Origin of the sequence: Klebsiella sp. H-Nf2 (assembly GCF_002806645.1) — a bacterium.
Classification (GTDB): Bacteria; Pseudomonadota; Gammaproteobacteria; order Enterobacterales; family Enterobacteriaceae; genus Klebsiella; species Klebsiella variicola.
In genome coordinates this window covers 41,565-61,628 of sequence record NZ_PIBL01000018.1, presented here as the reverse complement: position 1 = coordinate 61,628, position 20,064 = coordinate 41,565, and the positions used below count along the sequence as shown (strand labels likewise).

The 20,064-nt window shown below is 57.6% G+C and carries 20 protein-coding genes and 1 pseudogene; 7 read left to right on the top strand and 14 right to left on the bottom strand.

The genetic code is table 11. The annotated features are described in order from the left end of the window. Nucleotides 1–73: 73 nt before the first annotated feature. Together yigL and pldB are read right to left on the bottom strand one after the other, a co-directional pair. Nucleotides 74–874: a sugar/pyridoxal phosphate phosphatase YigL gene (gene yigL / locus CWM58_RS26255; RefSeq protein WP_017899394.1), complete on the bottom strand. Its 801-nt coding sequence runs from the start codon at nucleotides 872–874 to the stop codon at nucleotides 74–76. Nucleotides 875–918: 44 nt separating this feature from the next. Then, nucleotides 919–1,911: a lysophospholipase L2 gene (pldB, locus tag CWM58_RS26250; RefSeq protein WP_100682140.1), complete on the bottom strand. Its 993-nt coding sequence runs from the start codon at nucleotides 1,909–1,911 to the stop codon at nucleotides 919–921. 109 nt (nucleotides 1,912–2,020) lie between these two features. On the opposite strand from pldB, the gene rhtB reads away from it, so the two are divergent. Further along, the gene (gene rhtB, locus CWM58_RS26245) at nucleotides 2,021–2,641 is read left to right on the top strand and encodes a homoserine/homoserine lactone efflux protein (protein WP_100682139.1); all 621 of its coding nucleotides are present in this window, start codon (nucleotides 2,021–2,023) and stop codon (nucleotides 2,639–2,641) included. Between the two features lie 33 nt (nucleotides 2,642–2,674). Next, a pseudogene (locus CWM58_RS29610) lies at nucleotides 2,675–2,749 on the top strand (hypothetical protein); the annotation flags it as partial. A 45-nt stretch (nucleotides 2,750–2,794) separates the two neighbouring features. Here the strand turns inward: CWM58_RS29610 and rhtC are convergent. From rhtC to pldA, 3 genes are all read right to left on the bottom strand, one after another. After that, nucleotides 2,795–3,415, bottom strand: a complete 621-nt coding sequence (gene rhtC / locus CWM58_RS26240) for a threonine export protein RhtC (RefSeq protein WP_008807945.1) — start codon at nucleotides 3,413–3,415, stop codon at nucleotides 2,795–2,797. A 61-nt stretch (nucleotides 3,416–3,476) separates the two neighbouring features. Beyond that, entirely contained in the window at nucleotides 3,477–5,303 is a 1,827-nt protein-coding gene (gene recQ / locus CWM58_RS26235; RefSeq protein ID WP_100682138.1) for an ATP-dependent DNA helicase RecQ, read from the bottom strand. Nucleotides 5,304–5,370: 67 nt separating this feature from the next. Further along, on the bottom strand, nucleotides 5,371–6,231 hold the full coding sequence (pldA, locus tag CWM58_RS26230) for a phospholipase A (RefSeq protein ID WP_061156186.1): 861 nt from the start codon (nucleotides 6,229–6,231) through the stop codon (nucleotides 5,371–5,373). Nucleotides 6,232–6,383: 152 nt separating this feature from the next. On the opposite strand from pldA, the gene yigI reads away from it, so the two are divergent. Both yigI and rarD read left to right on the top strand, forming a co-directional pair. Continuing rightward, nucleotides 6,384–6,848 (top strand): acyl-CoA thioesterase YigI, encoded by a 465-nt coding sequence (yigI, locus tag CWM58_RS26225; RefSeq protein WP_061156187.1) that lies wholly within the window; start codon nucleotides 6,384–6,386, stop codon nucleotides 6,846–6,848. A 48-nt stretch (nucleotides 6,849–6,896) separates the two neighbouring features. Continuing rightward, nucleotides 6,897–7,790: an EamA family transporter RarD gene (gene rarD, locus CWM58_RS26220; RefSeq protein ID WP_100682137.1), complete on the top strand. Its 894-nt coding sequence runs from the start codon at nucleotides 6,897–6,899 to the stop codon at nucleotides 7,788–7,790. Between the two features lie 43 nt (nucleotides 7,791–7,833). Here the strand turns inward: rarD and corA are convergent, their stop codons facing one another. The 8 genes from corA to lptM all read right to left on the bottom strand — a co-directional run bounded on the left by corA (nucleotide 7,834) and on the right by lptM (nucleotide 14,748). Continuing rightward, nucleotides 7,834–8,784 carry a magnesium/cobalt transporter CorA gene (corA, locus tag CWM58_RS26215; protein ID WP_012543234.1) on the bottom strand — a complete coding sequence of 317 codons (951 nt, stop codon included), beginning with the start codon at nucleotides 8,782–8,784 and terminating at the stop codon, nucleotides 7,834–7,836. Nucleotides 8,785–8,934: 150 nt separating this feature from the next. Further along, nucleotides 8,935–8,991, bottom strand: a complete 57-nt coding sequence (gene ysgD / locus CWM58_RS29605) for a YsgD/CorL family protein (RefSeq protein WP_349815745.1) — start codon at nucleotides 8,989–8,991, stop codon at nucleotides 8,935–8,937. Between the two features lie 148 nt (nucleotides 8,992–9,139). After that, complete coding sequence (gene uvrD, locus CWM58_RS26210) at nucleotides 9,140–11,302, bottom strand: DNA helicase II (RefSeq protein WP_087805325.1); 2,163 nt, start codon at nucleotides 11,300–11,302, stop codon at nucleotides 9,140–9,142. A 63-nt stretch (nucleotides 11,303–11,365) separates the two neighbouring features. Continuing rightward, nucleotides 11,366–12,082: a 5-amino-6-(5-phospho-D-ribitylamino)uracil phosphatase YigB gene (gene yigB / locus CWM58_RS26205; RefSeq protein ID WP_100682136.1), complete on the bottom strand. Its 717-nt coding sequence runs from the start codon at nucleotides 12,080–12,082 to the stop codon at nucleotides 11,366–11,368. Further along, entirely contained in the window at nucleotides 12,082–12,984 is a 903-nt protein-coding gene (gene xerC, locus CWM58_RS26200) for a tyrosine recombinase XerC (RefSeq protein WP_012543237.1), read from the bottom strand. The genes yigB and xerC overlap by 1 nt, the downstream gene beginning before the upstream one ends. Continuing rightward, a complete protein-coding gene (locus tag CWM58_RS26195; RefSeq protein ID WP_061156191.1) occupies nucleotides 12,981–13,688 on the bottom strand; it encodes a DUF484 domain-containing protein in 708 nt (235 codons plus the stop codon). Before CWM58_RS26195 ends, xerC begins: the two co-directional genes overlap by 4 nt. After that, nucleotides 13,685–14,509, bottom strand: coding sequence for a diaminopimelate epimerase (gene dapF / locus CWM58_RS26190; RefSeq protein WP_002883394.1), 825 nt, complete (start codon nucleotides 14,507–14,509; stop codon nucleotides 13,685–13,687). The genes CWM58_RS26195 and dapF overlap by 4 nt, the downstream gene beginning before the upstream one ends. 35 nt (nucleotides 14,510–14,544) lie before the next feature. Then, a complete protein-coding gene (gene lptM / locus CWM58_RS26185) occupies nucleotides 14,545–14,748 on the bottom strand; it encodes an LPS translocon maturation chaperone LptM (protein WP_002883392.1) in 204 nt (67 codons plus the stop codon). A 262-nt stretch (nucleotides 14,749–15,010) separates the two neighbouring features. Here lptM and cyaY point away from each other — a divergent pair, with 262 nt between their 5' ends. Then, nucleotides 15,011–15,331, top strand: coding sequence for an iron donor protein CyaY (gene cyaY / locus CWM58_RS26180; RefSeq protein WP_061156192.1), 321 nt, complete (start codon nucleotides 15,011–15,013; stop codon nucleotides 15,329–15,331). Nucleotides 15,332–15,464: 133 nt separating this feature from the next. Here the strand turns inward: cyaY and cyaA are convergent, their stop codons facing one another. Then, on the bottom strand, nucleotides 15,465–18,017 hold the full coding sequence (gene cyaA, locus CWM58_RS26175; RefSeq protein WP_002883383.1) for a class I adenylate cyclase: 2,553 nt from the start codon (nucleotides 18,015–18,017) through the stop codon (nucleotides 15,465–15,467). Nucleotides 18,018–18,374: 357 nt separating this feature from the next. Between cyaA and hemC the strand changes: the two genes are divergently transcribed. Both hemC and hemD read left to right on the top strand, forming a co-directional pair. Beyond that, nucleotides 18,375–19,316 (top strand): hydroxymethylbilane synthase, encoded by a 942-nt coding sequence (gene hemC / locus CWM58_RS26170; protein WP_061156193.1) that lies wholly within the window; start codon nucleotides 18,375–18,377, stop codon nucleotides 19,314–19,316. Next, entirely contained in the window at nucleotides 19,313–20,053 is a 741-nt protein-coding gene (gene hemD / locus CWM58_RS26165; protein ID WP_100682135.1) for a uroporphyrinogen-III synthase, read from the top strand. Before hemC ends, hemD begins: the two co-directional genes overlap by 4 nt. The last annotated feature ends 11 nt before the right edge of the window (nucleotides 20,054–20,064 follow it).

Sequence of the window (20,064 nt, the reverse complement as noted above, 5' to 3'; positions counted from 1 at the left end):
GGATAAAGAACAGGCATTGTAGCGAAGAGTTAGGTTGACGACTGGACACTAATTAGTCAGTCGTCAATCTTTTTCAGTCGAGGTATAGCTTACGTAGGTAGTGCGGGACCGCATCGTCGGCGTTGCTGCCGATCACTTCCAGTTCCGGATGCAGATCCTTCAGCCGTTGATGGGCGTTGGCCATGATGCAACCCTTGCCGGCCATCGACAGCATCTCAGCGTCGTTCATACCGTCGCCGAAGGCGATGCAATCGGAAAGACTGTAGCCAAGCATTTTCGCCACCGCCTCCAGCGCATGTCCCTTCGATACCCCACCCGCCATGACTTCCAGGCAGGTTAAGGTGGAGAAGCTGACGTTCACGCGATCTCCCCAGCGGGCGTTCATCGCCTGTTCAAGCGGCAGAAGATGCTCGTGATCCTCGCAGGTAAAGAACACTTTGCTGATCCCCTGCGGATCCAGTTCGCCCGGCTCATAAAGCTTGTAGTTAAACACCGCCTCCTTGAAGAAGCGCATCTCTTCCGGACGATGGCGGTTCATATACCACTCGTCTTCCCGATAGACGTTAGTGACGATTTTCGGGTCGTTACGCACGATCTCAAACAGGTCGGCGGCAATATCGCGGTCGAGGTTATGGGCGAAGATTTGCTGGCCATCGCTATCGTGAACGCGGGCGCCGTTAGAGGTGATCATGTACGACCGGATGCCGAGATTATCGCGGATCTGCCCGACGTCGATGTAGTGACGGCCAGTGGCGAAGACGAAATTGATCCCACGAGCGGTCAGCAGCTTCAGCGTCTCTTTGGCATACGGGGTCAGGAAATGATCGGGGGAAAGCAGCGTGCCGTCTAAATCAGACGCAACAACCTGGTACATAAAAAAGTTAACCTCTAAGCAGGGCGACGAGCGTTATCGTCGGATTAAGTATGTCGATTGAAAAACTCGACGATGGCATTTAGCGCGACTGAGCGCATATCGTCCTTTTCAAAAAGGATCTCATGGTATGCCCCTTTGATGACGAGCGGCTTACCGCCCTCACAGGGATGGCCAACAGTGGCCCGTAATTCACAATAGCGGTCGTGCATCAGATTATCGACCACCCGCTCCTCCTCTGCCTGCAAAAGCAGCGTCGGAGCCGTATCTTTCTCGACATTCGCCAGTACTTCCTCGCCGGCAAGCATGCCCTCACGCACCCAGTGCCAGGTAGGGCCGCCGACCTGCAGTCGCGGTTCATCGGCATAGAAGCGCAAGTTGCGACGATAGCGTTGTCGACTGTGCGTCAGCACGTTAACGGCAAAAGGCAGCGCCCGCCAGCGCCCGGTGCCGATGGCATACTCTTCACGAATGCGCTGATGGCCCTCAGCCCAGTCGAGAATATGGCGCACCATCCAGTCCGGAAGCCGAATGATAATCCCGAACATCGGCGCGCAGAGCGCAATCGCATCGCAATGCGCCTGGTAACGTTGCAGAAAAAGCGTGGCAATTGCCCCGCCCATAGAGTGAGCGAGGATAAACCGTTTTCGCCAGTGTCCGGGGACCACCTGCTGCTGCCAGAGCGCCGCCAGGTCATCGACATAGTCGCTGAAGTTAACGACGTGTCCGCGGTGGGTATCAGAGAGCAGGCGGCCCGAGCGGCCCTGGCCGCGATGGTCAATAATCATCACGTCAAAGCCGCTGTGAAAGAGATCGTAGGCGACTTCGGCATACTTCACGTAGCTTTCAATGCGCCCGGGGCAAATCAGCACCAGACGATCGTTATTTTGCGCGCAAAAGCGAACAAAGCGTACCGGTACATCATCGACGCCTTTAAATTCAGCCTCTTCGCGCTGTCGCCAGAAATCCGTCAGCGGCCCCATGCTAAAGGCCGCAAACGCGTTTTCTCGTGTTTCCCAGTCCTTTTTCTGCCCAAACATCGGGTTTACACCCCTGTTAACCGCTGAAAATCGTTTTTTTGCCGTGTATCACACAATGCTGACACAATAGCGTATTGTGGCATAAAAACAGACAATCAGGGAGTTTCTCATGACCATTGAGTGGTGGTTCGCCTACCTGCTGACATCAATCATTCTCAGCCTGTCGCCGGGTTCCGGCGCGATTAATACCATGACCACCTCCATTAACCACGGTTACCGCGGCGCGGCGGCGTCGATTGCCGGTTTGCAGACTGGTCTGATTATTCATATCGTGCTGGTTGGCGTCGGTCTCGGCACCCTGTTCTCCCGCTCGGTGCAGGCCTTTGAAGTGCTGAAATGGGCCGGTGCAGCCTACCTGATCTGGCTGGGTATCCAGCAATGGCGGGCAGCTGGGTCCATCGACCTGAATACGCTGGCGAAGGCGCAGACGCGCGGCAAACTGTTCCAGCGCGCAGTTTTCGTGAATCTCACCAATCCCAAAAGCATTGTTTTTCTGGCCGCTCTGTTTCCACAGTTTATCCTGCCGCACCAGCCGCAGCTGATGCAGTATCTCGTTCTGGGTGTCACCACCATCGTCGTCGATATCATCGTGATGATTGGCTATGCAACCCTCGCACAGCGTATTTCAGCATGGATTAAAGGGCCAAAGCAGATGAAAGCGCTGAACAAAGTCTTTGGTTCACTGTTTATGCTGGTCGGGGCGCTGCTCGCCTCCGCCCGTCACGCCTGAATATAAGCTGGCACAGCGCGTGCCGCAGCATGGAGGATTACTGATGACGCAGCCATTATGGAAATGACCGGTCTGGCTGAGGATGAGCTGCAGCGGCTTCGCCACTGACACTTTCCCCACCCGGGTTTGTCCGGGTGGAGGACCGCATACAGATTAACGCGAAATAATCAGGTGGATGCCGAAGCCCGCAAACAGCGTACCGGCGATACCATCGATCCACTTCGCCATCCGCTGATAGCCGCGGCGCATCCCCGGCAGGGCGAACAGGCTGGCAACCACCATAAACCAGGCCAGCGTCTCAACGATAATCAGCAGGAAAATACCCCAGCGCGCACCAGCGCCGACGCTGTCACCCACGAACAGCGAGAACACCGAGCCGAAATAGATAATCGCTTTCGGATTCGCCAGATTGGTCAGCAATCCCTTCACGAAGCTGCGTCCGCTACGGGCCAGCTCCACCTGCGGCTCCGCCGAGGCCACTGCCTCTTTTTTCAGCGCGCCGCGCAGCATCTGGTAGCCCATCCAGCACAGATACAGGCCGCCACCAACCATAATGATGTTATGCAGCCACGCCATCTGCGCGAGGATCAGGTTCAGGCCGAGCAGGGCAACCCCCGCCCAGATCATTACGCCGCAGGTGATCCCCAGCACACCCATCATCGCCTCTCTGCGCGAGCGGCTGATGGCCGTTTGTGAGACAAAGAAAAAGTCCGGCCCCGGGCTCATCAGCGCAATGATATGCACCAGCGCCACGGTGAGGAAAAGCATCAGCATAGTTAACTCGCAGGAAAATAGTGAAGAGGGAAACTATTCTGGCACCTTTTCCCGCGGCTGACTACTCATCATCACCATCGACATGAGCACGTATCAATGCCATGAATTCTTTACCGAAGCGCTCAAGTTTGCGCGTTCCCACGCCGTTGACGCTGAGCATCTCGCCGGCGGTGAGTGGCGACTGTTCCGCCATCTCGATCAGCGTCGCGTCGTTGAAGACCACGTATGGCGGGATATTCTCTTCGTCGGCGATCGCTTTACGCAATTTGCGCAGCTTGGCAAACAGCTTGCGGTCGTAATTGCCGCCAAAGGATTTCTGCATCGCCTTCGGCTTCAGCGCCACGATACGCGGCACGGCAAGCTGCAGCGGCACCTCGCCGCGCAGCACCGGTCGTGCGGCTTCGGTCAGCTGCAGTGCGGAGTGCTGGGCGATATTCTGCGTCACCAGCCCAAGGTGAATCAGTTGGCGGATCACGCTCACCCAGTGCTCGTGACTCTGCTCCCGGCCGATGCCGTAAACCGGCAGCTTATCGTGGCCCATGTCACGGATGCGCTGGTTGTTGGCCCCGCGCAGGACCTCCACCACGTAACCCATCCCGAAACGTTGATTCACCCGGTAAATCGTTGAAAGCGCCTTGCGCGCATCCATTAAGCCATCGTACTGCTTTGGCGGATCAAGACAGATATCGCAGTTGCCGCACGGCTCCTGACGCCCTTCGCCAAAGTAGTTCAGCAGCACCAGACGACGACAGGTTTGCGCTTCGGCAAACGCCCCCATCGCATTCAGCTTATGCCGCTCGATATCCTGCAGCGGCCCGGCGGGCTTTTCTTCCAGACAGCGGCGCAGCCACGCCATATCCGCCGGATCATAAAACAGCATCGCTTCCGCCGGCAGGCCATCACGCCCGGCACGGCCGGTTTCCTGGTAGTAGGATTCAATATTGCGCGGGATATCGAAGTGCACCACAAAACGGACGTTCGGCTTGTTGATGCCCATCCCGAAGGCCACCGTCGCCACCACGATCTGCAGATCGTCGCGCTGGAATTTCTCCTGCACGTCGGCGCGGACGGCGTTTTCCAGACCAGCATGGTAAGCCGCTGCGCTGATGCCGCGGCTCTGCAAACGCGCTGCGGTATCTTCCACTTTCGAGCGGCTGTTGCAGTAGATGATGCCCGATTTGCCGCGCTGATCCTGAACGTAGCGCATCAGTTGATCGAGCGGTTTGAATTTCTCCATCAGCATATAGCGGATGTTCGGCCGATCGAAGCTGCTGACCTGAATCAGCGGATCGTTAAGGCCAAGCAGACGGACGATATCACGGCGGGTAGTGTCATCGGCGGTGGCGGTCAATGCCATAAACGGGATCTGCGGCATCCGCTGGCGCAGCTGGCCCAGCGCGGCATATTCCGGGCGGAAATCATGGCCCCACTGGGAGATACAGTGCGCTTCGTCTACCGCCAGCATCGCCAGGTTCCAGTTCGCCAGATGCTCAAGAAAGTTATCCAGCATCAACCGTTCCGGCGCGATATACAGCAGACGAACCTGTCCGCTGCGACAGCCGGCCATCACTTCCTGCTGCTGATCGCGGCTTTGCGTCGAGTTCAGACAAGCCGCCGCCACGCCGTTGGCCAGCAGTTGATCGACCTGGTCCTTCATCAGCGAGATCAGCGGCGAGACCACCACCGTCAAACCGCCCATGACCAGCGCCGGCACTTGATAGCACAGCGATTTACCGCCACCGGTCGGCATGACCACCAGGCAGTCACGGCCCTCGAGCACCGTCTCGATAATCGTTTCCTGGCCAGGACGGAACTGCTGGTAGCCGAAGGTCTCTTGTAAAACCTGCTTCGCCAGCGATTCCTGATTTAATACTTCCGCCTGTGCCACGTTGACCCCATTTGCCTGAAAAGAAAACAGGCGCTATTTTCAGCGCCTGTGAGCCAGAGTGCAACGATTAAAACAGATCGTTGAGCATTAGCCCGACGCCGACGCGCGTTTGATTAAAGTTGTAGTCGATAAGCGATTCGCCGTAACCGCTGTAGATCTGCGTATAGGCGCGAACATGTTTGGTAATGGGATAGCTCACGCCGAGCTCCGCCCCGCCATAGCCGGTGTTCCAGTTATATTGCCCCTGCGCGCTGAGGATCGCCTCTCCCAGCTGGTAGCCCACCTTCAGCCGGTAATAGCCCATATATTTGGTGATATCCGGGTTATCATCGGTGTTGCCCACCACGTACCAGGGCTTCACTTCCACCAGCCAGTTGCCGTTTTGCGCCATCAGGCGGGCATAAAGCCGGTTCCAGCTGCGCGAGGTAGGGTCGGAACGACCATTCGAGTCGTGGTTATACCCCATCTCGATGTCGCGCAGCGTCCAGCCAGCAAACTGATAGTCAGTCGCAAAGCCCAAAAACAGCTGTGGTTCGTAATTAGTCTCGCGAAACGGCGCCGACTCTTTGCTGTTGGAAAGTTGCCACCAGGATTTCTGGGTGTACGATGCGCCGAGCAGCGAATTATCGCCCAGGATGCCACGCCACAGCGGGAACGCCAGACTCAGCTGAAATTTCACTTCATCTTTACGGGCGTTTTCGGCCCAGTCATAGCTGCGGATCGCCTCTTTATTGAGGTCGCTGGTCCATGTGTAGAGCAGATAGTTGCTCTCATAAGGATAGAGCAGGAAAGGATTATCATGGTCCTGGAGCAGGTTGGCGATAATGCTGCCGCGCACGGCAGGTTTGTCGTGAACCGACGCATCCTGCGCCATAACACCGGCCGGTAGCGCGCACAGCGCCACCAGGCTGGCCAAAGAGATACGCATGCTGGTCTCCTGATAAATAGTTTTTATTTTTGTTTAACCCGAAGCCATTCTACCTGTTTATTAATCACCTGCCCCTTAATCCGCTCCGAAAGTGGAAATCAATATTTTAGAAGCATAAAATCAACATTTTGTTAACGAATGGAACCGGTGTTATGTCTGAACTTACTGCCGAAGCAGCGCTGAAACTGGTGGGGGAGATTTTCGTCTATCACATGCCGTTTAACCGCGCCCTCGGCCTCGAACTGGATCGCTATGAAAAAGCGTTTGCCCAGCTCAGCTTTAATAACCAGCCGATGATGGTCGGCAACTGGGCGCAGAGTATTTTGCATGGCGGAGTGATCGCCTCCGCGCTGGACGTCGCCGCTGGCCTGGTCTGCGTCGGTAGCACCCTCACCCGCCATGACACCATCAACGAAGAAGAGCTGCGCCAGCGCCTCTCCCGCATGGGAACCATCGACCTGCGCGTGGACTACCTGCGTCCGGGCCGCGGCGAACGGTTTACCGCCACCAGCAGCCTGCTGCGCGCCGGCAATAAAGTGGCGGTAGCCCGCGTGGAACTGCATAACGAAGCTCAGGTCTATATTGCCAGCGCAACGGCCACCTATATGGTGGGTTGATTGGCCAAAATCGAGTAACATCACTCTCTTTGGCAATGGATTTTACCGATGGATGCGAAACAGACGCGGTTAGGGATCATTCTGGCCCTCGCCGCCTACTTTATATGGGGTATCGCGCCAGCGTACTTCAAACTTATCTACTATGTTCCCGCCGATGAAATTCTGACCCATCGCGTGATCTGGTCCTTCTTCTTCATGGTGGCGCTCATCAGCGTCAGCCGCCAGTGGCCGCAGGTGAAAAAGCTGCTGAAGACGCCGCGCAAGATCTTCCTGCTGGCGCTCTCTGCGGTGCTGGTCGGCGGCAACTGGCTGCTCTTCATCTGGGCGGTGAATAACCACCATATGCTGGAAGCCAGCCTCGGCTACTTTATTAACCCGCTGGTGAACATTCTGTTAGGCATGATTTTCCTCGGTGAACGCTTCCGTCGCCTGCAGTGGCTGGCGGTGATCCTCGCCTTTTGCGGCGTGCTGGTGCAGCTGTGGACCTTTGGTTCGCTGCCGGTAATCGGCCTTGGACTGGCCTTCAGCTTTGCCTTTTACGGCCTGGTGCGGAAGAAAATTGCTGTCGACGCGCAGACCGGTATGTTGGTGGAAACACTGTGGCTTCTGCCGGTGGCGGCAATCTGGCTGTTCGGCATCACTGATAGCCCGACCAGCCATATGGGGGAAAACCCCTGGTCGCTCAATATGCTGCTGATGGCCGCGGGCGTGGTAACCACCATTCCCCTGCTGTGCTTCACCGGGGCGGCAACCCGCCTGCGCCTGTCGACGCTGGGTTTCTTCCAGTACATCGGTCCGACACTGATGTTCCTGCTGGCGGTGACGTTCTACGGCGAAGTGCCGGGCAAGGATAAAATGGTGACCTTTGGCTTTATCTGGGTCGCGCTGGCGGTGTTTATCGTCGATGCGCTGTATACCCAGCGCCGGCTGCGCAGAGGCTAAGCCTCCCTCAGCCAGTAAAAAAGGGAGCCGACGCTCCCTTTTTTTACAGCCAGTTTTTACGCTTGAAGTAGAGATACGGCGCCAGGCCGGCCAGCATCATAAAGACGATCGCCCCCGGGTAGCCGAAGCTCCAGTGCAGCTCCGGCATAAATTCAAAGTTCATCCCGTAGCTGGACGCCACCAGGGTTGGCGGCAGGAACACCACCGACACCACGGAGAAGATCTTGATGATGCGGTTCTGCTCGATGTTGATGAAGCCCATCGCCGCCTGCATCAGGAAGTTCACCTTCTGGAACAGCGATTCGTTGTGCGGCAGCAGGGATTCGATATCGCGCAGGATCTCCCGCGCCTGTTCCAGCTGGCCCGCCGGCAGGCGCGCCTTACGCACCAGGAAGTTCAGCGCGCGCTGGGTATCCATCAGACAGAGGCGCACCTTCCAGCCGATATCTTCCAGTTCCGCCAGCGTCGACAGCGCTTCATCGTACTCGTCGCCCTGATGGCCTTCCATAATCACGCGGCTCAACTTTTCCAGGTCGCTGTAGATATTTTCAATTTCATCCGCCAGCTGCTCGATTTTGGTTTCGAACAGGTCGAGCAGCAGTTCGTAGGCGTTACCGTCGACCAGCGTCTGGTTACGCACGCGCATACGGTACAGGCGGAAAGCGGGCAGTTCGCGCTCGCGCAGTGTGAACAGGCGGCCTTCGCGGATGGTAAACGCCACGGTAGAGTTGCCGGCGTGATCTTCCGCATCTTCAAAAAAGAAGAACGAGTGGATGTGTAACCCGTCTTCATCTTCAAAGAAACGCGCGGAGGCTTCGATATCTTCCAGTTCCGGGCGCGTCGCCAGGTTCTGACCCAGTTCCGTCTGCACGCGGCTTCGCTCATCGTCGTCAGGCTCGACCAGATCGACCCACACCGAGCTGGCGAGGTGCTTGATCTCATCGGCTTCCAGGCGCGTTAAACGATTGTTTTCCAGTTGAAATGCGCTCAGCATGACCGGGACTCCCAATGAAAAAAAATTATCGGACAGTTCGGTGGGCACACAGAAACAAATTGGGTTTCAGACCATTAAGCCTGACTCAGCGCGACGGGAATAGGGCAGGTCGCTGACAACCGCTAAGGCTATCAGCATAAGAGGATAGCCTTAGGAGTTGTTCCTGAATGACAGGAAGTTGAGCCAGCATCTACTGGGTGTGTCCAAGGCGAATGTCCTCTTAGCGTAATCGTGCGCGCATGTTACGCCAGCGCAAAATCGGCGTCAACACGCAACGGAACGCGAAAGCGCAAATCAGGCGCCTTAACGTATAAAGGTAGCAGATTATTACAAAATAATGATATTTTTCTTAATGTTACACTTCCTCAAGCCGTGCGTAAGCCGCCACCAGCCATTTGATTCCCTGGCCCTGAAAAGCCACCTGCAGCCGGCTGTGCTCGCCGCTGCCTTCGAGGTTGACAATAGTGCCTTCGCCAAACTTCGGATGACGCACCCGCTGACCTAACTTGTAGCCGGTATCGCTCTCGGCAATCGGCGCGCCCAGCCGCTGATGGTTTACCGGGCGGCTCACCGTAGCCCGCAGACGCACTTCTTCTACGCACTCCTGCGGCAACTCCCCGATAAAGCGCGACGGGCGGTGATAAACCTCTTTGCCGTACAGACGGCGGGTTTCGGCGTAAGTCAGTGTCAGCTTCTGCATGGCGCGCGTTACGCCAACGTAGGCCAGACGACGCTCTTCTTCCAGACGGCCACCTTCATCAAGCGCCATCTGGCTCGGGAACATCCCTTCTTCGACGCCGACGATAAACACCTGCGGGAACTCCAGCCCTTTCGCCGAGTGCAGGGTCATCAGTTGAACCGCGTCCTGCCAGGTATCCGCCTGCCCTTCGCCCGCTTCCAGCGCGGCGTGGGAGAGGAACGCCTGCAGCGGCATCAGGTCTTCATCTTCTTCGTTGTAGCTGAACTGGCGCGTCGCCGTCACCAGTTCCTCTAAGTTTTCAATACGGGTCTGGCCCTTCTCGCCTTTCTCCTGCTCATACATCGCGCGCAGCCCGGAGTCTTTAATCACCCGATCGGTCTGGACATGTAGCGGCATATCGGCGGTCTCCTGCGCCAGGGCGTCAATCAACTCCATAAAGCGTTGCAGAGCGCTGGCGGCACGGCCAGCCAGCACTTTCTCTTTCAGCAGCTCGCGGCAGGCCTGCCATAGCGTCAGCTGACGATCGCGCGACGTCTGGCGCACCACGTCCAGCGTACGATCGCCGATGCCGCGAGTCGGCGTATTGACCACCCGCTCAAACGCTGCATCGTCGTTACGGTTGGCAATCAGGCGCAGATAAGAGAGTGCATCTTTGATTTCCTGACGTTCGAAGAAGCGCATACCGCCGTAGATACGGTACGGCATGCTGGCCTGCAGCAGCGCTTCTTCCAGCACGCGCGACTGGGCGTTACTGCGATAGAGAATGGCGCATTGCTCCAGCGCGCCGCCGTTCTCCTGCCAGGTTTTAATTCGGTTCACCACGAAACGCGCTTCGTCGAGATCGTTGAAGGCGCAGTACAGCGAAATCGGCTCGCCGTCGGCGCCGTCGGTCCACAGCTTCTTGCCCAGGCGCCCGTTGTTGTTTTCAATCAGGGCGTTGGCAGCGCTAAGAATATTGCTGGTTGAACGATAGTTCTGCTCCAGGCGAATAGTTTCCGCGCCGGGGAAGTCGTTGAGGAAGCGCTGAATGTTCTCAACCTGCGCACCGCGCCAGCCGTAAATCGACTGGTCATCATCGCCAACGATCATCACCTTGCCGGTATCGCCCGCCAGCAGGCGGATCCAGGCGTACTGGATGTTGTTGGTGTCCTGGAATTCATCGACGAGGATATTGGTGAAACGCTCACGGTAGTGCTGCAGGATATGCGGCTTGTTCAGCCATAGCTCGTGCGCACGCAGCAGCAGCTCAGCGAAATCCACCAACCCGGCGCGGTCGCAGGCTTCCTGGTAGGCCTGATAGACCTTCTGCCAGGTCTGCTCCACCGGGTTGCCGTAGCTCTGAATGTGATGCGGGCGCAGCCCTTCATCTTTCTGGCTGTTGATGTACCACATCGCCTGACGCGGCGGCCATTGTTTCTCGTCCAGGTTCATCGCCTTAATCAGACGCTTCAGCAGACGCAGCTGGTCTTCGCTATCGAGGATTTGAAAATCCTGCGGTAGATTGGCGTCCAGATGGTGCGCACGCAGCAGGCGGTGCGCCAGCCCATGGAAGGTGCCCACCCACATGCCGCCCTGGGTAGTGCCCATCAGTTGGCCGATACGGTGGCGCATTTCCGCCGCCGCTTTGTTGGTAAAGGTCACCGCCATAATTGAGTACGGCGAGCAGTTCTCCACGCTCAGCAGCCAGGCAATACGGTGCACCAGAACGCGCGTCTTGCCACTGCCCGCCCCTGCCAGAACCAGCATATTGGTGCGCGAAGCGGCTACGGCTTCACGCTGTTTGTCATTAAGGCTGTCGAGCAGGTAAGAAACGTCCATTGGCACCGCCGGAAGAGAAGGGGTTCCACGAACCCCTGTTAATATATACAGAGTTACTGGTGATTATATCAGCGAGGTCAGAGATGCCAACCGTGAAATTTCAATATGCGGCAGCAGGCGGCTGTCCGCGGTGTGCATCAGGTCCGCGCCTTGCGGTTTGATCCAGCAGGCCTGCATCCCGCAGCGCAGCGAACCGGCAACGTCGGTCGTCAGGTCATCGCCGACGTGCAGAATGTGCCCGAGCGGTAAATCCAGACGCTCCGCCGCCAGGTGGTACATATCGGCAAATGGCTTGGAACGACCATCCGGACCGGCACGCAACACGAAGCGGAAATAGTCGCTCAGGCCGAACAGCTCCGGGCGGGCGTTACCATTGGTGATGGCCACCAGCGGCCACTTCTGTGCCAGCTTCGCCAGCGTATCGTGGGTCTCCTGTGGAACCTCGACCCGACTGCGCCAGTGCGCGAAGTTTTCCATCGCCGCCTCAGCGCCCGCTTTCGCCGCTTCGGCAGAGAGTCCGGCGTTACGCATCCCTAACTCCAGCGCGCGGTGGCGCCAGAGAGTGACGTCGTGGTAGATCTCAGGCTCGGAAGCCAGCAGCGTCTGGCGCAGCTGGTTAAGCTCATGGGCGTCAAACTGGCTGAGCGACGGATGGTAATTGCGCACAAAGGCCAGCGATTCGTGCATCGTCCGGTCAATCACCGGGCGGTTATCATAAAGGGTGTCGTCCAGGTCAAACGTCAGCGCGGAGATCGGGCCCAGAGGTCGGTAAAAACGCATTATTTCCCCCGTTTAGCGCGCGGATGCGCGGCATCGTACACCGAGGCAAGGTGTTGAAAGTCAAGATGGGTATAGATTTGAGTGGTGGAGAGGTTAGCATGGCCCAGCAGCTCCTGCACGCCGCGCAGATCGCCGCTGGACTCCAGCATATGGGTGGCAAAGGAGTGGCGCAGCTTGTGCGGGTGCACATGGCTGTTCAGCCCCTGTTTAATCCCCCACTCGGCAAACCGCTTCTGCACGTTGCGAGCCGAAATGCGTTTACCCAGCTTCGACAAAAACAGCGCGTCGTCGTCAGTGCCGAACAGGCCGCGCAAATCCAGCCAGTGCTCAATCCACGCCACCGCGTTGCGACCGATCGGCAAACGACGTTCTTTGCTGCCTTTGCCCATCACCCAAACCTCTCCACTTTCAAGGTCGAGGTGCTTAATATCAAGGTTGACCAGCTCGGACAGACGCAGACCTGCGCCGTACATCACTTCCAGCATCGCCCGGTCGCGCACCGCGAGTGGGTCGTTGAGGTCGATATCCAGCAGCCGATTGACGTCATCGACGTCAATATTTTTCGGCAAGTGGCGGGGAATTTTCGGCGCCGCAATCCCCTTCGCCGGGTTCGCGGCCAGCTCGCCCTGACTGACCATCCAGTCAAAGAAACTGCGCAGGGCGGAAAGCCGCAGCGCCAGGCTAGCCGGGCCTAAACCCGCACGGCGGCTGCGAACCGCAAAGCTACGCACCTGAGCGGCATCGCACTGCTGCCAGCTTTTCAGCCCAGCCTCATCCGCCAGGGCGATCAACGCGTCCAGCTGACGCTGGTAGTTAGTCAGCGTAATCGGGCTAAGCTGACGCTCAACGCCGAGATAGCGCAGGAAGCGGTCGACGCAGGCGAACAGCGGAGAGTCGGTCATGCGCGCTCAATCCAGCGCTCCAGCAGGCCAGGGAGCATCTGCGCAATTTCCTGCAGCAACTGCGTCCCCTGCCCTGACTGATAATGCTGCGCATCGCGGCTGCTAAAGAGCATCACGCCCGGAGCATTATCGCCGCCCAGCATCGACATCGCCACGGATCCAATGGCCTTCGCTTCCGGTAGCACCACCAGCAGCTCCGGACCGTTCAGCGGCCCAAGATAGTGGCGCGCCTGGCCCAGACGTTGAATACGGATCGGCTCAAACGCCTGCCGGTTTAACGCCAGATGGGTAAACTTCGAGGGCGCGCCGAGGCGCCAGCTGTCAGGGAACAGGCGCACCGTAGCGCCAGCCAGCCCCAGCTCGCGAGCCCAGCGATGAAGGCGGTTGAGCATATCGTCGAGGCTCTCCGCAGCCGCCAGCCGCGTTTGTAGCTGCAGCAGGCGCTGGAACAGACTTTCATTGGTGACCGCCTGCTCCATCAGCAGCGACATATTCTCTTCCAGCACATGAATATGGTTACGCGCCCGCATCATGTGCCACTCCACCAGCGAAATCGAACCGCGGACCGGATGCGGGACGCGGATATGTTCGACCTGGGCGGCATTACGAATAAAAAATTCAGGATGTTGCAACAGATAGTCCACCACCGCACGATCGTTCAACGCGCTGGCAACCTCCTGCTGTTCTTCCCCGATTGGTTTCATAAATGAATAAATCCATCATAGACATGGGCCGCCGGGCCGGTCATAAACAGCGGCTGGCCCGGGCCTTTCCAGGCGATATCAAGACGACCGCCGGGTAATTCCACACGTACTGTTTCAGCCAGCAGCCCCTGCTGGATCCCCACCGCCACCGCGGCGCAGGCGCCGCTGCCGCAGGCCTGGGTTTCCCCCGCCCCGCGCTCGTAGACGCGCAGACGGATATGGGACCGGCCGACCACCTGCATAAAGCCGATATTGGCGCGCTCCGGAAAACGCTCGTGGCTTTCCATCACCGGGCCCAGCGTTTCCACGGCCGCCGTATCCACGTCATCCACCTGGATGACGCAGTGCGGGTTCCCCATGGAAACCACGCCGCACAATACTGTCTGCTCGGCGGCACGCATGATATAGGTCTTTTCCGCTTTGTTGGCGCGGAACGGCACCTGGGACGGCTCAAAGTTGGGCTCGCCCATATTCACCCGCACCAGATCGTCTTCCGTTACGCTTAATACCATACGCCCGTTGGCCGTACTCACGCGGATATCACGTTTATTGGTCAGGCCTTTCAGCCGGACAAAGCGGGCAAAACAGCGCGCGCCGTTGCCGCACTGCGACACTTCGCTGCCGTCGGCGTTAAAGATCCGGTAATGGAAATCCAGATCGGGATCGTAGGGCGGCTCGACGACCAACAGCTGATCGAACCCGACGCCAAGGTGGCGATCCGCCAGGCGGCGAATCAGCTCCGGCGAGAAAAAAACATTCTGCGTTACCGCGTCAACGACCATAAAATCGTTGCCAAGGCCATGCATTTTAGAGAACTGCATCATCTACTCCAGTTGCGCGGAACAGAACGTTATCGTTAGTAATTGACCTGGCTCGGACCACCGGTATCGCCACGATCGTTACGATCCGGCGTTGCGCTCTGAATGCCTGGGTTAACCGGTTTGGTCGGCGGCGGCGCGGTTTTGTCCGCCGGCGGGAAATAAAGAGGCCCTTTCAGACCGCAGCCGGTCAGGCTGAAGATCGCAAACAAAACGGCAAGCGTAGGAAAAACGTTTTTCATTGATAGTTGCCCGTGATTCATTCTTTCTGCTTTCTATCATCGCAGGAGAAGACGTAAAAGCAAGCGTTTAGCATCCGACTGCGCGCGCTTTTGTTTCGCGCTATGCTGCCGCCATCTTCAAAAAAGCAGGCTATACCCGTTATAATTCAAGCTGCATGTACGTTGGCTTTCCTCGCTCGCCCCAGTCACTTACTGGAGTAAGCTCCTGGGACTCCCTGCGTCGCCGCCTTCCTGCAACTCGAATTATTTAGGGTATATAACCATGAACGACAGTGAATTCCATCGCCTGGCCGATAGCCTGTGGATGACCATCGAAGAACGTCTGGACGACTGGGACGGCGACAGCGACATCGACTGCGAAATCAACGGCGGCGTACTGACCATCAGCTTTGAAAACGGCAGCAAAATCATTATTAACCGTCAGGAGCCGCTGCACCAGGTGTGGCTGGCCACCAAACAGGGCGGCTACCACTTCGATCTCAAAGGCGACGAGTGGATCTGCGATCGTAGCGGCGAGACCTTCTGGGATTTGCTGGAGCAGGCGGCGAGCAATCAGGCCGGTGAGACGGTGAGCTTCCGTTAATGACGTGTTTCCCGGATGGCGGCGCATCGCGCCTTATCCGGGCTACCCGACGACATAGAACCGTAGCCCTGCTAAGCACAGCGCCAGCAGGGAATATCTCCGGATAGCGGCTCACGCCTTATCCGGGCCAAATCTACGAGTAGCGCTGCTGCAGTACCGGCGAGGCGGTAACGTCCTGGCTGGTGGGTATCGCAGCGGCAATCGCCTGGGTGCGGAATGGGATCACCTGGGTGCGCCCGTCTACCTCGACAATCTGATAGAACTGCGGCAGGTTGAAGTTGATAAAGCTGGAGCCGTAGGTGAAACGATCGTGCGATGACGAATAGAAGCGGCTGACGTCGCGCACCAGCTCCTCTTTGCTGCCCTCGCAGTGGTGATACACCTCCGCGCGGTTGCTCTCATCAAGAATATAGATGTTAAAGCCGCTGTCGTTGTTATCCGCGTCTTCAAAGAAGAACTGAATAATCCCTTCGCTGGCGAAGCCGTCCACTACCGCCGGCAGCTTAACGTGATTGGTTTCCACCTGTACCGACAGGCCATGAAGCTTGTTGTGCGAGATAGCGCCGTAGAACTCAATGGCGTTTTCCAGCTTCTGCACCGAAACGTTAAGACGCTCGAAGAACAGCCCCCAGGTCTGGCCGGAGACGCGCAGCGCTTTGAAGCGCCCGGTATCCTGGCGGGTACTGGAGAGACGCAGTTCGATGCATTCGGAGATCATCTGCTGCACGCGGGTACGGATCAGGCCGCGCAGGTGCTGGCTATAGCAGAACACCTCCACGCTGTCCGGCGGCGCGGCGTCCTGATGCATTTTGCCGAGAATCGTCTTCAGCGCTTCGATCATCGCCTGCTCGCCGTTAAAGTGCAGCGTACGCACTTCGTTCCACGAGTTGCGATACAGCAGGTCGACGCTGCCGATCAGGCATTTTTGCTCTTCGCCAAAGCTGAAAACATCCAGCTTACGGAAATCGAAGTGCACCACCTGGTTGCGGAAAGCCGCGGTCGGGTCATATTCGAGGTTGACGATAATCGCCAGATGGCGGATTTCGCACGGGCTGTACAGCGCTTTTGGCGTCGGCGCCGGCAGGCGCAGCGGGAAGTGGTGCGACACGTCGGCCACCATCTCCTGCAGCTTCGCCAGATCGACGATGCCGTTGCCCTTAATAAACAGGCGGGTGCGTGAGGTCAGCAGGCCGTTAAACCAGGCCCAGGCCACCAGCTTATTAAGATAACGGTTATATTCCAGCGGCTGATGGCTGATGATCGATTCCATATCCGGCGCGCGGTTATACAGATACCAACCGGTACGGTTGGCGCGACCCGGCGGCACGTGGATAAAGGTCAGGTTCGGTTCCGACAGATCCGGCGAAATTTGCGGGTTCACCAGCGTCACTTTCCCCGGCAGCGCTTCAAAGGCTGCATACAGCTTACGCGTCAGCACGCCAATATCCTGAGGGCTGGCGGAGACGCTGAGATTATTGCGCCGCGCGAAGCGGATCAGATTACGATAGCTCTGCATCATGGCGTCGAGCAGTTCGTTGTGCGCCTTGCGCACTTCATCAATTTTCCAGTTGGCGCGGTTGTCGAGCATCATCAGACGCTTTTCGTCCCAGCCCCAGGCATTCACCAGCTGGCTGACGACTTCGCGACGCCAGCCGACGCAGGCGCGTTCGCGGCTGAGTTTTTCACAGACTTTCAGATAGAAGCAGCGGCGCACCAGGTCGAGGCGGGTTTCATCTTCGATGGCCTGCAGATAGGTAGTCACGCGCTCCAGCATCATGCAGTACGGGTCGAGGCCGAAGGAGACAATCTCGCCGTCGTGCAGACGCTGTTTGATATCTTTCGCCAACAGCCGGTTATTAGGATATTCCCAGGAGTAGGCTTCCAGCAGCAGCGTTTTCAGCACCGCTTTATAGGGGGAGTCGATACTCTTATACAGCTGCCACAGGCTGGCGCCGAAGTACTCTTCCGCCGACAGTGAACTGAGGCCGCCGAGATCGAGCCATTCGTTAGGCGTCAGCACGCCCTGAGCATACAGCCCCATGACGTAATCATCGTAATGCTCTTCTTCATCGCACGGCACCATATTCCACAGAATACGCTTGCCGGCGAGACGCACCGCGGTGCGATAGAACTCATCGAGCAACAGGATATGCTGAGTCGAACCGCAGTCTTCGCCGCCGAGGCTGCCACTTTCATTATGACGGAAGCGGTTTTCGTCGATCAGGAAGAAGCTGACTTCCACGCCGAGCGATGCCGCCCAGCTCTCAAGCAGGCTGCATTTTCGCTGCAGCAGCTGGCGCTCTTCGCTATCCAGCCAGGCCTGGTGACATACCCAGATATCAAGATCGGAAGAACAGCTCTGACCAACGGAGGAAGTACTGCCCATCGAGTAGACGCCGGTGATCGGCAACTCGCCTTTCGGCGGCTCCTGGGTCTGCATGCCGCGATGCAGTTCCAGTTCTTCAAGATAGTGGCGTTGGGTTTCATCAGGCGTGTAGAGGCAAATGCCACGGGGAACGTTACCGTCAAGGTAACCCGGCATCAGCGGGTGATGATAATGTAGTAACGTTGGCAGTAGACTGTAAACCTGCTGGAAAGCGGGTCCCATGGCAGCAAGCGCGCGATCCACGCGCAATTGGTTGATGGCATCCAGTCTCTGTTTCAGTGTCTCAATATAGAGGTACAAGACATATCGCCTGATGTTCAAAAACCCGAAGTACAATAGTACGGAGGATTTCAGTATTTCAACAAAAACCGTCACCATTCGTCGTCGGTGTGGTTGTGATGAGCAGCGGACGGACAAATGGTTTAAAACGTGATCAATTTAACACCTTGCTCATTGACCGTAAAGAAAGATGCGCTACATACAAGTGTAGCACCGTTTATTAGCTGTAAATTCCTCACTACGCCTCCGGCAACCGCCACGCGCATGAAAGGTTAAAAAAGAGTCGGCCGGAGCCATCTCCCACATAAACCGTGAAAACTAACATCCGTAAGACAACAATGTTAGGATGGATAGTGGTCGACAATGACGGTAACAAGCATGTTAGACAAAGTTTTGAAAATTGCCACACGGCAAAGCCCGCTTGCGCTATGGCAGGCGCAGTATGTTAAAGCACGCCTGGAACAAGCGCATCCTGGACTGAACGTCGAGCTGGTGCCGATGGTCACGCGCGGTGATGTCATCCTTGATACGCCCCTGGCAAAAGTGGGCGGCAAGGGCTTATTTGTGAAAGAGTTAGAGCTCGCCATGCTCGAAGGGCGGGCCGATATCGCCGTCCATTCGATGAAAGATGTCCCGGTGGAATTCCCGGAGGGGCTGGGGTTGGTCACCATCTGCGAGCGCGACGATCCGCGCGACGCGTTTGTTTCCAATCACTATGCCTCAATTGACGAACTGCCGGCTGGCAGCATCGTTGGCACGTCAAGTTTACGTCGCCAGTGCCAACTCGCCGCCGAACGCCCCGATCTGGTGATCCGCTCCCTGCGCGGCAACGTTGGCACCCGATTGGGCAAACTCGATAACGGCGAGTATGACGCCATTATCCTTGCCGCCGCCGGGCTGAAGCGTCTGCAACTGGAGGCGCGAATTCGCCAACCGCTGTCGCCTGAGCAATCCCTGCCGGCCGTCGGCCAGGGCGCGGTGGGTATCGAATGCCGTCTTGACGATGCATGGACCCAGGCGCTGTTAGCGCCCCTCAACCATGCGGAAACCGCGGTACGCGTGCGCGCCGAACGGGCGATGAACACCCGCCTCGAAGGCGGTTGTCAGGTGCCAATTGGCAGCTATGCGGAACTCGTCAACGGCGAACTGTGGCTGCGGGCGCTGGTTGGCGCCCCGGATGGTTCGCAGATGGTACGCGGCGAACGGCGCGGGCCAGCAGAGCAGGCCGAAGCGCTCGGCATCTCGCTGGCGGAAGAGCTCCTGGATAACGGCGCCCGCGACATTCTCGCGGCAGTTTATGATGGAGAAGCCCCACGATGAGCATCCTGGTCACTCGTCCACTTCCGCAAGGAGAAGCGCTGGTCAGCCGTCTGCGGGCCATGGGACGCGTGGCCTGGAGCTTTCCGCTGATAGAATTTACGCCTGGCCGGGAGCTTCCCGCGCTGGGCGACCATCTTGCCCATCTAGGGTCCGACGACCTGCTGTTTGCGCTATCCCAGCATGCGGTGGAATTCGCCCATGCCCGTCTGCAGCAGCAGGGCCTGTCCTGGCCCACTTCTCCACACTATTTTGCCATTGGCCGAACGACGGCGCTGGCCTTGCATACGGTCAGCGGGCAGCACATCCGTTATCCGTTAGATCGGGAAATTAGCGAAGTCTTGCTACAATTACCTGAATTACAAAACATTGCCGGGAAAAATGCGCTGATCCTACGCGGCAATGGTGGGCGGGAACTCTTAGGCGCCACGCTGGCTGAACGCGGCGCCAGGGTCACATTTTGTGAATGTTATCAACGTAGTGCAAAACATTACGATGGCGCAGAAGAAGCGATGCGCTGGCAGTCTCGCGGGGTCGCCACGCTGGTGGTCACCAGCGGCGAGATGCTGCAGCAGCTGTGGTCGCTGATACCGCAATGGTATCGCGAACAGTGGCTCCTGCACTGCCGCCTTGTCGTTGTCAGCGAACGTCTGGCCCTTCAGGCCCGGGAACTGGGCTGGCAGGAGATTCAGATTGCCGATAACGCTGACAACGATGCGCTGCTACGCGCATTACAATAACTCTCAACATT